This is a genomic window from Paenibacillus amylolyticus (genome assembly GCF_051136285.1).
Lineage (GTDB): Bacteria > Bacillota > Bacilli > Paenibacillales > Paenibacillaceae > Paenibacillus > Paenibacillus amylolyticus_F.
The window spans coordinates 3,882,088-3,897,314 of record NZ_CP194938.1; the positions used below are offsets into that span (position 1 = coordinate 3,882,088).

10 protein-coding genes are annotated in these 15,227 nt (G+C 48.5%); 9 read left to right on the forward strand and 1 reads right to left on the reverse strand.

Annotated features, from left to right (window positions below):
* Positions 1 to 124 precede the first annotated feature (124 nt).
* Positions 125 to 1,549, forward strand: coding sequence for an L-arabinose isomerase (gene araA / locus ACR8BL_RS17100; protein ID WP_434748714.1), 1,425 nt, complete (start codon positions 125 to 127; stop codon positions 1,547 to 1,549).
* Between the two features lie 111 nt (positions 1,550 to 1,660).
* Here araA and ACR8BL_RS17105 read toward each other — a convergent pair whose 3' ends face one another.
* Entirely contained in the window at positions 1,661 to 2,386 is a 726-nt protein-coding gene (locus tag ACR8BL_RS17105) for a response regulator transcription factor (protein WP_434748715.1), read from the reverse strand.
* 270 nt (positions 2,387 to 2,656) lie between these two features.
* Here ACR8BL_RS17105 and ACR8BL_RS17110 point away from each other — a divergent pair, with 270 nt between their 5' ends.
* The 8 genes from ACR8BL_RS17110 (at position 2,657) to ACR8BL_RS17145 (ending at position 15,226) form a co-directional block, all read left to right on the forward strand.
* Positions 2,657 to 3,847 carry an ABC transporter substrate-binding protein gene (locus tag ACR8BL_RS17110; protein ID WP_434748716.1) on the forward strand — a complete coding sequence of 397 codons (1,191 nt, stop codon included), beginning with the start codon at positions 2,657 to 2,659 and terminating at the stop codon, positions 3,845 to 3,847.
* Between the two features lie 41 nt (positions 3,848 to 3,888).
* On the forward strand, positions 3,889 to 4,848 hold the full coding sequence (locus tag ACR8BL_RS17115) for an NHLP bacteriocin system secretion protein (protein ID WP_434748717.1): 960 nt from the start codon (positions 3,889 to 3,891) through the stop codon (positions 4,846 to 4,848).
* 59 nt (positions 4,849 to 4,907) lie between these two features.
* Entirely contained in the window at positions 4,908 to 7,064 is a 2,157-nt protein-coding gene (locus ACR8BL_RS17120; protein ID WP_434748718.1) for an NHLP family bacteriocin export ABC transporter peptidase/permease/ATPase subunit, read from the forward strand.
* A gap of 27 nt (positions 7,065 to 7,091) precedes the next feature.
* The gene (locus ACR8BL_RS17125) at positions 7,092 to 10,010 is read left to right on the forward strand and encodes an NHLP bacteriocin export ABC transporter permease/ATPase subunit (protein ID WP_434748719.1); all 2,919 of its coding nucleotides are present in this window, start codon (positions 7,092 to 7,094) and stop codon (positions 10,008 to 10,010) included.
* A gap of 101 nt (positions 10,011 to 10,111) precedes the next feature.
* The gene (locus tag ACR8BL_RS17130) at positions 10,112 to 10,495 is read left to right on the forward strand and encodes an NHLP leader peptide family RiPP precursor (RefSeq protein ID WP_434748720.1); all 384 of its coding nucleotides are present in this window, start codon (positions 10,112 to 10,114) and stop codon (positions 10,493 to 10,495) included.
* Positions 10,496 to 10,706: 211 nt separating this feature from the next.
* Positions 10,707 to 11,936 carry a dicarboxylate/amino acid:cation symporter gene (locus ACR8BL_RS17135; RefSeq protein ID WP_434753153.1) on the forward strand — a complete coding sequence of 410 codons (1,230 nt, stop codon included), beginning with the start codon at positions 10,707 to 10,709 and terminating at the stop codon, positions 11,934 to 11,936.
* Positions 11,908 to 12,795, forward strand: coding sequence for a GNAT family N-acetyltransferase (locus ACR8BL_RS17140; protein ID WP_434748721.1), 888 nt, complete (start codon positions 11,908 to 11,910; stop codon positions 12,793 to 12,795). The genes ACR8BL_RS17135 and ACR8BL_RS17140 overlap by 29 nt, the downstream gene beginning before the upstream one ends.
* 19 nt (positions 12,796 to 12,814) lie before the next feature.
* The gene (locus ACR8BL_RS17145) at positions 12,815 to 15,226 is read left to right on the forward strand and encodes a beta-ketoacyl-[acyl-carrier-protein] synthase family protein (RefSeq protein WP_434748722.1); all 2,412 of its coding nucleotides are present in this window, start codon (positions 12,815 to 12,817) and stop codon (positions 15,224 to 15,226) included.
* Position 15,227 lies beyond the last annotated feature (1 nt).

The following is a 15,227-nucleotide window of genomic DNA, read 5'->3' on the forward strand; positions in this document are numbered from 1 at the left end:
CTTAGGAGGGGAAGAAAAAGAAATCCGAGGATAACCAGCGATCGGAAGATGGTACTGCAATCGGAGTGACCCGGTGTAAACCCATTTTATCCAACTAAAAAACTAACGAAATGAGGATGATTCCATGTCAGTAACAGCAGCAAAAGAGTTTTGGTTCGTTGTCGGTTCGCAACATTTGTATGGTGAAGAAGCTCTCGGTGAGGTTAAAGCGAACGCACAGAAAATTACGGATGCTCTCAACGCTAGCGGTGTACTCCCTTATCCGCTGGTACTGCAAGACCTGGCCGTAACTGCAGATAAAATCACCAGCGTTATGAAAGAAGTGAACTATCGCGATGAAGTAGCAGGTGTTATCACTTGGATGCATACCTTCTCTCCAGCAAAAATGTGGATTCGCGGTACAAAATTGCTGCAAAAACCATTGCTTCACCTCGCAACCCAATATAACGAGAGCATCCCATGGGCAACCATCGACATGGACTTCATGAACCTGAACCAAGCAGCACACGGTGACCGTGAATATGGTTTCATCAATGCTCGTTTGAGAAAACAAAATAAAATTGTTGTGGGTTACTGGGAGCGTCCGGAAGTGCAACAGCAGGTTGCAGACTGGATGGACGTAGCGGTGGCGTACAACGAGAGCTTTAATATCAAAGTTGCTCGTTTCGGCGATAACATGCGTAACGTAGGCGTAACAGAAGGGGATAAAGTCGAAGCTCAAATCCAGTTTGGCTGGACGGTGGACTACTACGGCATCGGTGACCTTGTCGAGTACGTGAACGCTGTAACTGAGCAAGAAATTGATGAGTTGATCACGCAATATGCGGATCTGTACGAATTCGATTATGGCACCAACAGCAAAGAAGCGTGGGAATCCAGCGTACGCGTGCAAGCAAGCTATGAAATTGCGATCAAAAAGTTCCTGGATAACGGCGGGTACACAGCCTTCACAACGAACTTTGAAGACCTGCACGGCATGAAGCAGCTTCCGGGTCTGGCAGTACAACGCCTGATGGCTCAAGGCTACGGATTCGCGGGTGAAGGAGATTGGAAAACAGCAGCGCTGGATCGTTTGTTGAAAATTATGGCTCACAACGAAAACACAGGCTTCATGGAAGATTACACATATGAGATGGCATCTGGCCAAGAAGCCATTCTGCAATCGCACATGCTTGAGGTTGATCCTACACTTGCCAGCACAAAACCAAGAATCATCGTGTCCCCACTGGGGATTGGCGATCGTGAAGATCCAGCTCGTCTTGTCTTTGACGGCAAAGCTGGTGAAGGTGTCGTGGTATCCATGGCAGACTTCGGTACACACTACAAATTGCTAATCAACGAAGTATCTGCTTTCGAACCAACGGTGGCAGCGCCGAATCTGCCAGTCGCACGTGTACTATGGGCGGTTAAACCGAACTTCCAGGATGGAGTCAGAGCTTGGATCGAAAACGGCGGCGGACACCACACGGTCGTATCCCTGAACCTGACGACAGATCAGATCGTAACGTATGCGAAGCTGGTAAATCTGGAGTACGTGATTATCAAGTAATCAGGTAGTATAAATTGCAATGGTACATGTATAGTTCATAAGTTCATTTTTCAAAGCCGGGGGTTATCCCTCGGCTTTTTTTGTTATCTGGATAGGTGACTAATCAACTACTTAATCCACCAGCTCAACCTCGACAGGTTTGTCATTGAATTTGTAGCCAACACCGCGAATGGTACGAATATAGTGGGGTTTTGCCGGATTCTTCTCAAGCTTCTTTCTTAGATTATAAATATGCACCATGACGGTATGGGTATCCCCCATATGCACATCATCCCATAGAAGCGAAAATAGCTGCTCATTCTTATATACCCGATTTGGATTTTTGGCGAGATGGAAGAGAAGTTTGAATTCTTTGGCTGAAAGGGAAACCGGTTTGTTATCGACCAGCACAAGGTGTGTAGAAGGATCAATGAGGAGTTGATCAAACTGTAGCGGTTTGTCCGTTTCATCCGTGGGTTGATGAAGCATGCTGCTTCTTCGGATATGTGCTTTGACCCGAGCGATCAGCTCAATGGGGCTGAATGGCTTCGAGATGAAGTCATCCCCGCCTAGTCCTAAGCCGAGAACTTTGTCCATATCCTCGTCTTTGCAACTCACGAACAGGATGGGAACGGTACTCGTTTTGCGAATCTCACTGCAGATTTGGAACCCGTCCATTCCTGGTAGAAGTACATCCAGTAGAACCAGGTCGGGCGTGTGCTCCTGGGCGGCTTTGATAGCATCCAAGCCATTGTAAGCGGATAAGGTATGAAACCCTTCTCTTTTCAGAGAGATCGTCAGTAATTCGTTAATTTCCTGATCGTCATCCACGATCAAAATTGTATGTTTAGAAGACATATAAGATCCTTTCCCCTTATGTACAGCTTACTGGCAAGATGCAAGCAAACGTAGCTCCCCCAGCAGCGAAAATACTGCTTTAAATTCAACTTCATTTTATTTAAAGTATCGCATGTTCTTTCATATAAGTCGATTGGATTACTGATATTTTAAATGAAATTGAGGTTATCTTGAATTTGAATTGATGGTTTAACATTTTAGGGTCTTTTATAATGTAGGGCAGTAGGACCTATTAGGTATAACGGATTAGTTTTGAAGGGAGATAACTTAGTGAACGTTATTGGAGGAATAAGCCGGAAGGGGCTGTTTTGGAAGAGTGTATTACTTGGCATTGTGCTGACGATCAGCGGATGTTCTTCTTACTCGGAGCCTGATCAAGTAAGATCCAAGACACTCGGCAGTTCAAACGGGGATGTGGTGATTGGCGCGGTATGGCCATTTGCACAACAGAATGATCAATTCCATGAGGGCCTTGAATTGGCTCTTGAACAAATCAATCAGAAGGGAATCCTGGGCGGTAAAAAAATTCAGTTGCTTGAAATGGATGATGAGGCGTCAACAACCAAAGGTATGGCGATTGCACAACAATTGACTGATAATCCTGCGGTAAGTGCAGTCATTGGACACCGTGGTTCTGCCGTTACGGTGCCTGCCTCACGCATCTATGCACATGCGGGCATTGTGCTAATGACACCAGCTTCAACCTCCCCGAAACTGACAGATGTGAACAGCTCCTATATATTCCGCAACATTCCTAACGACAACCAGCTTGGGCAAGCACTTGCGATGTACGCTGGAGAAACCAAACATCGGAATATTGCAATTTATTATACGGATGATGAGTATGGAAGAGGACTCGCCAATGCGTTTGAAGATCAGGCAGCACAGTCAGGACTCCATGTTGTAGACCGATTATCGGGATATAAGGATATGGCGGACATCACACGAATCGTAGACAAGTGGAAGACGCTGGATAGTGATCTTGTTATGGTGGCTGCCGGAGCCAGCGATGGAATTGCTTTTGTAAAAGCCATTCGCGAAGCGGGGTTGAATATTCCCGTGATCGGTGGAGATGCACTGGATTCTGCGGAGTTCGCCAATGCGGGAGATGTCGTATCGGGAACGATTGTTGCTTCAGTATATCATGAGATGGGTCAATCGAAGCTTAATCAAAGTTTCCGTCAGCAGTTCATGAATAAATATGGGAAAGAGCCAGGCAAATGGGCTGCTCAGGCCTATGACTCTCTGAATTTACTCGCGGAGGGTATCGAGAAAGCAGGCTCGCGTAGTCCGAAAGAGATATCGAAGGCTTTACTCGCGATGAAGGGCTGGGAAGGGGTTACAGGGCAGCATTACTTTGATTCACAGGGTGATGTTCAGGGCATGAGCATCGTCATGAAAAAGCTGGAGGCAGGGAAGTTCAAACGGCTTGATGAAGTGCGCATTCCGAATTCGTTCTAGAACCGTATAGCCTTTTCAGGCTTCAATATTGGGAGGTAGCGATGAATAATCATGTGTTTCGTAAAGTATCTGTCGAGCGGTTGTCTTCTCCAGAACAGCTCGATAATTTGGTTCGAGTAACTTCACCACGCGGGTGGCTGATGTTAACCGGAATTGGTTTGATCCTTTTGGCTGCGCTGTACTGGGGGATTTTTGGTACGATGACCATCAAAGCCGACGCATCGGGTGTGCTCATTCGTCCAGGTGGACTCAAAACCATCCATGTCTCCACGGCCGGGGCATTGTCCGATATCCGTGTGATTGAGAATGACACGGTTAAACAAGGTGAGATCATCGGCCGCATGGAACAACCGAAGCTGCTTGATCAGATCAAACAGACCAAGCTGGCTATTGGGAATCTCGAAGCGCTGGAGATATCAGAGAAGAATAAACGTGTAGCCGAGCTTGACGACTTGAGGCAGCAGTTGAAGCAACAGCAACTGAGCTATGAATACAGCACAAGAGTGATCAGCCCCTACACAGGCAAAGTGAAAGAAGTATTGGTGAAGACAGGCAGTTATATGAGTGCTGGTGCGGATATCATTCGAATGGAGACCTACGGCACGCAGACAGATGAACTGATCGCCGTGCTGTATGTCCCGGTTAGCCAAGGCAGACAACTGCTTCCGGGTATGGATGTGCGCGTATCGCCAGGTTCAATTAACCGTGAAGAGTTCGGATCACTGATTGGTCAGGTGGTTTCCGTATCTGAGTTCCCGGTGACGGTTCAGGGGATGATGTCCACGCTTGGCAACGAGGGACTGGTTCAACAGATGGCATCACAGGGGGTGTCCCTTGAGGTTCGTGTCAATCTTTCACCTAACTCCGAGATGTCGAGTGGGTACAACTGGACAACCAAAGGGGGGGCGCCCGTTCGGCTCAACAGTGGCATGATGGTGGAGGGGTCCATTACGGTCAACTCACAGCGTCCGATTGCAACGGTTATTCCTTATTTTAAATAATTGATCAGAGCTCGGTGACACATAATTGGTCATCAGGCCCTGGCGGAGGGAGCAGATTCGTGGCTTCAAAAAGAGTTAAGACTCCAACAGTATTGCAAATGGAGGCTGTGGAGTGTGGAGCGGCCTCTCTTGCTATTGTGCTTGCATATTACAAGAGCTTTATCCCCCTTGAGGAATTACGGATTGCCTGTGGAGTATCCCGGGATGGCAGTAAAGCCAGTAATGTGCTCAAGGCGGCGCGTCAATACGGCATGGAGGCCAAAGGATATCGCAAAAATCCGGAAGATCTGCGAACGATGGCTTGGCCTCTGATTATTCACTGGAACTTTAACCATTTTCTTGTTCTTGAAGGTATGGAGAAGGATCGAGTGTTCTTGAATGATCCGGTTACAGGTCCGCGTGAGATCACTTTCGAGGAATTTGATCAGTCTTTTACAGGAGTAGTGATCTCGATCAAGCCTTCTCCCACCTATGTGCGTCAAGGAAAAGCACCGAGTGTGCTTGGGTCGTTATCCAGCCGAATCAAGGGGTCGGAGAAAGCCCTTATTTTCGCTATTCTAGCCGGATTGTTTCTTGTCTTGCCGGGTCTTGTTATTCCCGTATTCAGTAAAGTATTTATTGACCAGGTCATGCTTGGAAATTTGAAAAATTGGTTATTCCCACTGCTGATCGGCATGGGCGTGACTGCTTTGCTGCGGGCATTTCTGACGTGGCTGCAACGCTACTACTTGCTCAGGCTGGAAATGAAGCTTGCATTGAGCTCATCCAGCCGTTTTTTCTGGCATGTGCTGCGGTTGCCGATCGAATTTTTCTCCCAGCGATTCAGTGGTGATATTGCTGCAAGGGTTGCGATCAATGACCGCGTTGCCCAGCTATTATCCGGGCAACTTGCGGTGGCCGTGTTAAATTGCTTCATGATTGTATTTTATCTGCTGTTAATGCTGCAATACAGTGTGTCATTAACGGGACTTGCGGTGGGTGCTTCACTGCTTAACCTTGTTTTTATGCGGCTGATCACACGCAAACGCAATGATCAGAATCTGCGGTTGTTGCAAGAGGCCGGTAAGATGCAGGGTGTGTCGATGAACGGACTTCAAGTGATCGAAACTTTAAAATCAAACAGCTCTGAGTCAGACTTTTTCGTTAAATGGTCAGGTTACCAAGCGAAACTGCTGAATTCGACACAACAATTTGGGGTGTCGAATCAGTTCCTGACGGCAATACCTGCATTACTGACGAGTCTGAGTGCAGTAGCCATTTTACTCCTCGGTGGATTTCAGGTTATGGATGGGGCGTTAACCATTGGTTCACTGGTTGCTTTTCAAAGTCTGGCTGCGAGCTTCAGTCAACCTGTCAATGAGATGGTAGCCTTGTCCGGTACCATTCAGGAAGCGGGAGGAAGCATGAAGCGCCTGGATGATGTGTTGCAATATCCAATCGATAGACAAATGAACGCAAGCCCTGAGCAGGATGGCGAATCTGCGGATACGGCGAAGTTGTCCGGACATATCGAAATTAGCAATCTGACATACGGTTATAGCAAACTGGAGGCTCCGCTGATTGATCGCTTTAATCTGTCCATTCAGCCGGGAATGAAGGTGGCGTTGGTTGGAGGTTCTGGTAGTGGAAAATCAACCATCGCCAAGTTAATTGCGGGCATCTACGAGCCGTGGGATGGCGAGATTCGTTTTGATGACTTGACACGGGATGACATATCCCGTAACCGGATGGGAAACTCACTCGCGGTTGTGGATCAAGATATTGTACTGCTGGAAGGAACGATCAAAGAGAATATTACGTTCTGGGATTCGACGATCCCTGAAACGGATGTTGTGAGAGCCGCCAAGGATGCGGTCATTCATGATCATATTGCAGAGCGCAGCGGCGGTTATGAACATATGATCGCGGAGAATGGCGGCAACTTCAGCGGAGGGCAGCGGCAACGGTTGGAGATAGCCAGAGCACTTGCAGGCAATCCGTCCATTCTTATTTTGGATGAGGCCACGAGTGCACTCGACCCGGCAACGGAGAAAAAGGTAGATGATAGTCTTCGGCGCAGAGGTTTGACTTGTATTACAGTAGCCCACCGACTCAGCACCATTCGGGATGCGGATGAAATTGTCGTACTGGAGCGTGGGAAAATCATTGAACGGGGTACACATCTTGCACTTATGGAACAGAACGGATACTACACACGTCTCATTCAAAATCAATAGATCATCGAGTACAAAGGAGGTGGGAACATGGCTGATGCCTTACCAATGAACCAGCATTCTTTTTTTGAGAAATATGGTGTTTCTCATGAAGTAGAAGGGAATAGACCGCTGCTGGTGAGCGATCAGAATGATATTTGGTATGTCGACTCTGGTTATGTGGATGTTTTTGCAGTGACTCTTGGTCTGGAAAAAGGCGGAACGAGAAACAAGCGCCGCTATCTGTTTAGTCTGGATGCGGGGGCACTCTTATTCGGGTTCGAGGATTATGCAGGTGCAGAGCAAACAGGGTTGCTGCTAACCGCGTCCATGGGAACGAAGGTTTTTCAGATGAATCGGGAACGATTCATGAGTCACCGAATGGAATTCAATCTGGACAACAAACAACTCGCTCCGTTAATAGATCAGTGGGTAGGTTGCTGGTCTGCGGCACTGAGTGTACGGGGAGCTCCTCTGGAGTTTGAATTGCTGGAGCCAGGTGTAAGACGGGAGCTGACCGCAGATCACAACTGGCGTTCGTTGCAGACGGTGTGGTTTAAAGTGCGTGAAGGTACGGTTTACTGGGTTTCTGAGCATCCGATTACCGCGGAGGAGCCGTGTTATATCCCGCTCAATTCATCCAGTTGGCTGGAGACCAAGCAGGCTGCCGAGACGGAAATGCGAAGTACAGTGAATTGGCTCGAAAGCGATCAACCGTTGCAAGGATTATATGCTTTTCATCAGCTGGTGGCCAGTCGTTTGAATGTGCTGTTGATGAAGGAACGGTTACAGGAGCATGAGCGTTTAATTCTGCGGACAGAGCATGATGATTCACTGATGGACCATGCACTTAAGCGATTGCTTGCTGTTACGGGGAGGGATCAACAGCAGGAAGTTGTTTTTAATTCAGCCGATCCGCTATTTATGGCCTCACGCATCGTTGGTGAGTATGCCAGCATTGCGATCAAACCTGTCGTCCGAAAGCTTAAAACGAACTCGCAACGTTCTCCGATTCAGGAGATTGCCGAAGCCTCCGGTGTCCGCTCCCGCCAAGTTATCCTGAAAGGGGATTGGTGGAAAGAGGATAATGGTCCACTTCTTGCCTTCATGGAGCAATCTCGGGAACCTGTTGCGCTGATCCCAGCCTCAGCAGGCTCCTACACATGGAATAATCCGCATACGGGGGAAAAGGGGATGATCGATAGCGACATGGCAGCACGTATGGAGCCTGTGGCTTATATGTTCTATCGTACGTTCCCGGCTCGAATGCTCGGAGTGAAAGATATATTGCAATTTGGTGCACATCATTCGATAAGACGTGATCTGATTATGATTCTGCTCATGGGCGTACTGGCAGGGTTACTCGGCATCATGATGCCCGTAGCTACCGGAATTCTGGTAGACACCGTGATTCCCGAATCCTATCGTGGACCTCTCGTGCAGATGGGGCTTATTCTGATCTCCGCTGTTCTGTCGATTGCCCTGTTCCGATTAACCAGTTCACTTGCTTCCATGCGTATGGAAGGCCGGGTAGAGAGCTCTGTTCAGGCGGCGATTTGGGATCGGCTTCTGAATCTGCCTGTGTCGTTCTTCCGTAACTATACGGCTGGTGATTTGGCTTCGAGAGCAAGCAGTATTAATACAATCAGGCAACTGTTATCCGGTGCTGTCCTGGGTTCGTTGCTTACAGGAGTATTTTCAGTATTTCAATACGTGTTGCTGTTTCGCTACAGCCCAAGCCTGGCGCTGGTGGCCGGAGTTCTTGTACTCATATCGATGTCGTTTACGGTAGGTATTGGTCTATTGCAGATTCGTTACCAGCGCAGATTGCTGGATATTCAGGGCCGCATCTCAGGTACCGTATTACAACTATTGAATGGTATTAGCAAATTCCGTATGGCAGCGGCGGAGAACCGTGCGTTCTTCCTTTGGGCAAGAGCCTTCGCGGAGCAAAAGAAACTGTCCTTTAAGGTAAGAATGCTGGATAACTACTCCAGTGTATTCCAATCCTTTTTCCCACTGGTCACCTCCATGGTGTTATTTTATCTGGTGGTGTCCAGTAATTCAGAATTGTCGGCGGGGCAATTTATTGCGTTCTTCGCGGCCTTCTCCAGTTTTTTGATGGCGATGCTGGGTATGGCTTCTGCCTTGCTGTCTGTTGTCAATATTGTGCCGCTGTATGAGCGAGCCAAACCGATTTTGAAGACGTTGCCTGAGCTGCATGATCAGCTTGAAGATCCGGGTGAAGTCAGCGGTGCGATTGAGATTCGCCATATCCAGTTTCGTTATGAGGAAGATCAGCCTCTGGTGCTGAATGATCTGTCGATGAATATCAAGGCGGGACAATATGTTGCTTTTGTCGGTGCATCCGGTTGCGGGAAGTCAACCTTGATGCGACTGTTGCTTGGATTTGAACAACCGCAGGGCGGCTCGGTTTATTTTGATGGGCAGGATCTGCGTTCACTGGATGTAGGGTTACTGAGAAGTCAGTTTGGTGTTGTTTTGCAAAATAGCAAGCTGATGTCCGGTGACATTTTCACCAACATTATTGGCACTTCCAATCTCTCGCTTCAGGATGCCTGGGAAGCCGCGGAGATGGCTGGCTTTGATGAGGATATCCGCAGCATGCCGATGGCGATGCATACGGTAATATCCGAAGGCGGGGGCACACTCTCCGGTGGGCAGCGCCAGCGCTTGATGATTGCCAGAGCCATTGCCAAGCGACCGAAAATTCTCTTCTTTGATGAGGCTACAAGTGCTCTGGACAACCGGACGCAAAGCATCGTCAGCCAAAGTTTAACCAAGTTGCAAGTGACGAGAATCGTCATTGCACATCGGTTAAGCACGATTACACAGGCAGATCACATCTATGTGTTCGATAAGGGGCAGATTATTCAATCCGGCACGTATGAGGAGCTTCTGCAGCAGCGTGGATTGTTTGCTGAGCTTGCCAGCCGTCAGTTGGCATAAGATTTGAACTAAAATTGAACAAGAGTTGAGAACAGATTGAAAACGGGCTGTTATTCTTATAACTGTAAGAAACAAAACTACTTTATTGGAGGAATTAAAACATGAGTTGGAATGAACAGCAAGTAACGGATACGGTAAATGCAGTAATCGCAAAAGCAAATGAGGATGCAGAGTTCCGCGCTCTGGCCGTAAGCGATGTTTATGCAGCCATCAAACAAGCAACAGGACATGAAGTGCCAAAAGAATTCAAAATTAACCTCGTTGATGCAACAGGTTACCATGCAACCATCGTATTGCCAGAAGCACGCGGAGCAGAAGATGAGTTGACTGAAACTGAACTCGAATCCGTTGCTGGCGGCAGTAAAGATGGCGCGAATGATTTCTTCAATGGTGTAGGTCGAATTGCAGAGGGTGCGGCTAACACAGCAATTCGTGTTGGTGAGAACATCGGCGATGCAACTGCTGATCGAATCAGAAATTCCTAATTCCTATTATAAAATATAAACCTTTCATTGGAGTGATATCCACCAATCAGGTGTGATATCGCTCCAAATTTATAGTGAATTGACGCGCAGGACAGCCATTGACAGATCATGGGCATGGAGGCTGCTTCGTCATAAAGCCTAACAAGAGGGTGCTGGTGTGTCCGTAGTTTCTTTTTCATCATTCAAGTGGATCAAGTCGTTCTGGATGATTATGCTGTGTATGCTATCAGGTATAGCGACTGGTTTATATGCACCGGATATCGCTCATGCTGTGGCGAGTTTCGGTGATCTGTACTTATCCTTTCTGAAAATGTGTGTCATCCCGATTATGATGACTGCAATTATATCCAGCATTGGCAGCTTGTTTATCCAAAGTGGTGCAATGAAAACCATTGGCCGTATGTGTCTGATCTACGCTGTTGCACTGATCATCTCTGGTGGTTTTGGCATTGTTGCTGGAGAGATGGGCCATCCGGGAGCAGGACTGCCTGAGCAATCGAAGCAAGTGCTTGGAGCGATCGTCAATGACTCCAGTACCAATGGAACGCCAGTAGAAGAGCAGAAATCGCAAGGCATTTTGCTGTTTTTGCTGGATATGATTCCGTCCAATATTTTCACCGCACTTCTGGAGAACAATACGCTGCAAATTTTGTTTTTCTCCGTCATTGTGGGTATTGCTGTCGGTATGATGCGCACAAGGCAAGGGGAAGATGTTCTGCAACTGGCCGATGTGTTGTTTCGTGCTTTTCAAAAGGCGATCTCCTGGTCCATGTACGCGTTACCGTTTGCTTTGTATTGTATGATGGCTGGACAATTCGCGAGTCTGAACCTGGATATTCTGCCTGCCATGGTGAAGCTGATTCTGGTATTTTACCTGGTGAGTGTTGTCTTGATTATCGGTTCTATCGCCGTAGTATCATTACGAATGCGTCAGCCGGTAAAGGTCGTTGTACAGGCGCTCAAGGAGTCACTTATTATCGCGTTTGGTACGCGAAACAGTATTGCTACGGTTCCATCCTGTATGCAGGCGTTAAGCAAAGAATTGAAATTGCAGTCTCGTGTCATTCAACTTGTCGTGCCGATTGGCATGATTATGTGTCGTTACAGCATGGTACTTGTGTACACACTCGGCATTGCTTTTACCGCCCAATTGTATGAATACGATTTTACCGTTATGCAGTGGATGCTGGTGCTTGTAGGGGCTGTACTCACTTCTGTCGCAGGTGCAGGATCACCGGGTGTTGTATCGATTGGTATGATCGCCATTATAGCAAGCATGTTGAAAATCCCATCTGAAGTAACCATCATATTACTGCTAGCCATTAATCCGATTATTGACCCGATCATTACGGCAGCCAACGTATCCATGAATTGTGCGACGGCTTCACTTCTGGCAGCCAGAAAGGAATCTCATGTACAAGATCAAGCTATTAGCGCTTAGGGACAAACTGAAATATAAGCCGCTCATGTATCAGTGGCTTTATTTGCAATTGGAGCAGAGTGAACAGAATCCCGGCGAGCATAGTCGCTTCATGATGATTGGGGCCGAAGTGGCCGATATTCCAGTCGGGCTAGCTGTACTGGAGTTGGTGGACGGAGGAACAGAGAGATATGCGATCGTGCAGTCTTTGTTCGTCGCAGGAGCATGGCGCAGAAAAGCAATTGCCTCGAACATCCTGGAAGAAGTGCGGCGCATATGCCTGGAAAAACAGATTGATAACCTTGGACTATATTACTACTCTGGTAAATCTTCCACCGATATCATAGAAGCCTGGTTGCGACAAACCGGCTGGACAGAGCCGATATGTGATGCTGTTGTTTTCCATATCCAGAGTGATATTGCTCAGGCAAGCTGGTTGCGAGAACGGCCTCTGCCAAGTGGACTGGAATTGTTTAAGTGGGCAGACAGAACGGAACAAGAACTGATCTCATCCATGGATGAGACAGCGGTCATTCCAGCTTTTCTGTCACCCTTTAAATCTTTTGCACCTATGGAGCCAAGGAATAGTCTCGGACTGATGTCGGACGAGGGGATTAAGGGCTGGTCGATGACCTATCGATTAACCGAGGATACCATCTTGTATGATGCGGTGTATATTGCACCGGAGTATCAGCAGATCGGTCTGGCTTTTCAGATGCTGGCACGGTCGGTTCGGCTTCAACTGGAGGCAGGTATTCCGTATGGCATGTTCACCGTGAACCGGGGAACCCCTGTCATGATGAAACTTGCACAGCAATGGCTGGCGCCTTATGCATGGAAGACAAGTGAGAAGCGGGTTAGTTATTTGCCATTGAAGTAGGAATGTGGGGGAATGAGCAATGAACAACAACGAAGGTGTCCAGCGAATCGCAGTAACAGGTATAGGGGTGTTGTGTGCGCTGGGCAATGAACCGCAGGCCGTCTTTGAACGGATGTTTGCATCGGAGACCGGAATTGGAGAAGTCACTCGTTTCGATACGGAGACGTTGCTCAGCTCGCTTGCCGGACAACTGCAGGATTCCTGGCGAGAAGCTGCATTTGCGGATACAGAAGGGCAATCGATGGATTGGTGTGCACGATATGCCATCGCAGCCGCGAAGCAGGCGCTTCATAACAGTGGCCTTGAACTATTGGGTGTGGGAGAACAAGCGCAAGAAGGTACACCTGCTATACACCAGATCCCGGCTGCAAGGATGGGGCTGTCGCTTGGTACATGTAATGGCGGGATTTTGTCGCTGGAACAACAATGGAATCTATCGGCGCTGGACGAGGAGAATACGGCGAACTATCCCTTTTATCAGCAGGGTGATGATACCGCAAGATGGCTCGGTGTGCAGGGGCCTGTGGCAACGTTAAATACGGCATGTGCCGCTAGTGGTAATGCGATTGGCTATGCGAGCGATATGATTCGTTGGGGGTATGCTGATGTCATGCTCGCAGGTGGATCAGATCCGTTGTCGCATAGTGTATATGCCGGATTTAATGTACTCCGTGCGCTTAATCCGATGCCCTCTTCACCGTTCAGCAACCAGTTTGGTCTTAATCTGGGAGAGGGTGCGGCATTTATTGTGCTGGAACGGTTCGATGCTGCTGTTCACCGAGGGGCAACCATCTATGCAGAGTTATGCGCTTATGGACTGAGCAATGATGCCCATCATATGACGGCACCACACCCCGAAGGCGCCGGGATGCAACGGGCAGTCGATATGGCACTTCGTCTGGCACAGGTGGAGAAAGAGGATATCGAATATGTGAATGCGCATGGTACGGGAACACAGGCGAATGATCGTGCCGAGATTAATGGTCTGAAGCTCAGCTTTGGAGAACAACTTCCTATTCCGGTTAGCTCAAGTAAAGCCTATTTCGGGCATAGCCTGGGTACGGCTGCTGCGCTGGAACTGGTGACATCGCTATATGCGATCAAACAAGGTTATGTGCCGGCGACCCTGCACTTCGATACGGCGCGTGAAGGCTGCGAGGGAGTCGATATTATCCAGCATCAGATGCGCCCGATGCATCCGAAGTATATCGTCAGCAACAATGCTGCCTTTGGCGGACATAACGTTTCGTTAGTACTACGGACGGATCTCGGTGGGGTATCCTCGGCAGTTCCCTCGTCGCTTGGCGAAAGACGGGAATCACACGAAAGACGCCGTGTTGTGATTACAGGTCTTGGTGCTGTTGGTGACGGGCATATCCATCAAGGAGGAATCCTGGACTGGCTTGCAGAGGCCGCTTCATCCTCTGAACCATCCGAAGTGGCTTCCTTTTCCCTGAAGGAATATGACAAAAGCAAATATGAGCGCAGGATGAACCGGTTATCGCAAAATACAATTGGAGCCGCCCTTGCTGCCTTGCAGGACGCACAATTCACAGAGGCTGAGAAGGAAGAGCTCGGGTTTATATTTGGCACAGCCCGAGGAAGCACAGATAGCATCTCTCAATACTTGGAGTCCGTTTTTGTGAAGGGGCCGGAGTATGCAAGCAGTATTTATTTTCCCCATACCGTGATTAATTCCGTTGCCGGGCAGGCGGCTGAGAAGCTTCGACTGACTGGCTTTAATAGCTCATTCAGCACAGGAGGCAACGAGGGATTAACGGCTGCCCTGTATGCAGCAGGCAAGATTCGGGAGCATACGTTAGATGCTTGCCTCATTGGGGCAGGGGATGAATGTTCGGCGCTATCGAGTGATATTGATCGTGCTAAAGGCCTGCATGCAAGTGAGTTACGGATGGCAGAAGGCAGTGTCTGCATGGTGCTTCGTGAAGAGCAGCAAGCTGTGCAGAGTCAGTCAGATATATATGCCGTATTAAGTGGGTTTGGTACAGCCTTTGGCACAGCAATGCCGGATTCCCGTCGGGACGTGGCAATGGTTCAAGCGGTGGCTGCCGCTCTCGATGAAGCAGGTATGGATGGAGCACAACTGGACCTGATTCTGCTGAATACCATCGGCAGACCTGGCGAGACCGAAGCGGAGCAGCAGGCGTTGTCCTCTTGTTTTGCTAAGAAACACCAACCGCGAGTGGTTAGTCTGAATGCTTATATCGGATATGGAGAATCGTACAGTTCCATGCTGCATCTGGCGGCTGCGGCGGAGCTGGTGAGCGGTAGAGCTACGAGTAGCCGACTCAATGGCGAATATGCTCATCTGGGCGTACCTCTAACCGATCAGCTTCGACATGTCCTTGTGGTGAGTTCGACCGTGAATGGTAGCTATACAGCCGCCATAGTCAGTGCATGGAACGATTGAT

Excerpts from the sequence above, each read along its gene's own strand:
- araA (WP_434748714.1), top strand. The coding sequence starts at position 125 with ATGTCAGTAACAGCAGCAAAAGAGTTTTGGTTCGTTGTCGGTTCGCAA.
- ACR8BL_RS17105 (WP_434748715.1), bottom strand. The coding sequence starts at position 2,386 with ATGTCTTCTAAACATACAATTTTGATCGTGGATGACGATCAGGAAATT.
- ACR8BL_RS17115 (WP_434748717.1), top strand. The coding sequence starts at position 3,889 with ATGAATAATCATGTGTTTCGTAAAGTATCTGTCGAGCGGTTGTCTTCT.
- ACR8BL_RS17125 (WP_434748719.1), top strand. The coding sequence starts at position 7,092 with ATGGCTGATGCCTTACCAATGAACCAGCATTCTTTTTTTGAGAAATAT.
- ACR8BL_RS17130 (WP_434748720.1), top strand. The coding sequence starts at position 10,112 with ATGAGTTGGAATGAACAGCAAGTAACGGATACGGTAAATGCAGTAATC.
- ACR8BL_RS17135 (WP_434753153.1), top strand. The coding sequence starts at position 10,707 with ATGCTGTGTATGCTATCAGGTATAGCGACTGGTTTATATGCACCGGAT.
- ACR8BL_RS17140 (WP_434748721.1), top strand. The coding sequence starts at position 11,908 with ATGTACAAGATCAAGCTATTAGCGCTTAGGGACAAACTGAAATATAAG.
- ACR8BL_RS17145 (WP_434748722.1), top strand. The coding sequence starts at position 12,815 with ATGAACAACAACGAAGGTGTCCAGCGAATCGCAGTAACAGGTATAGGG.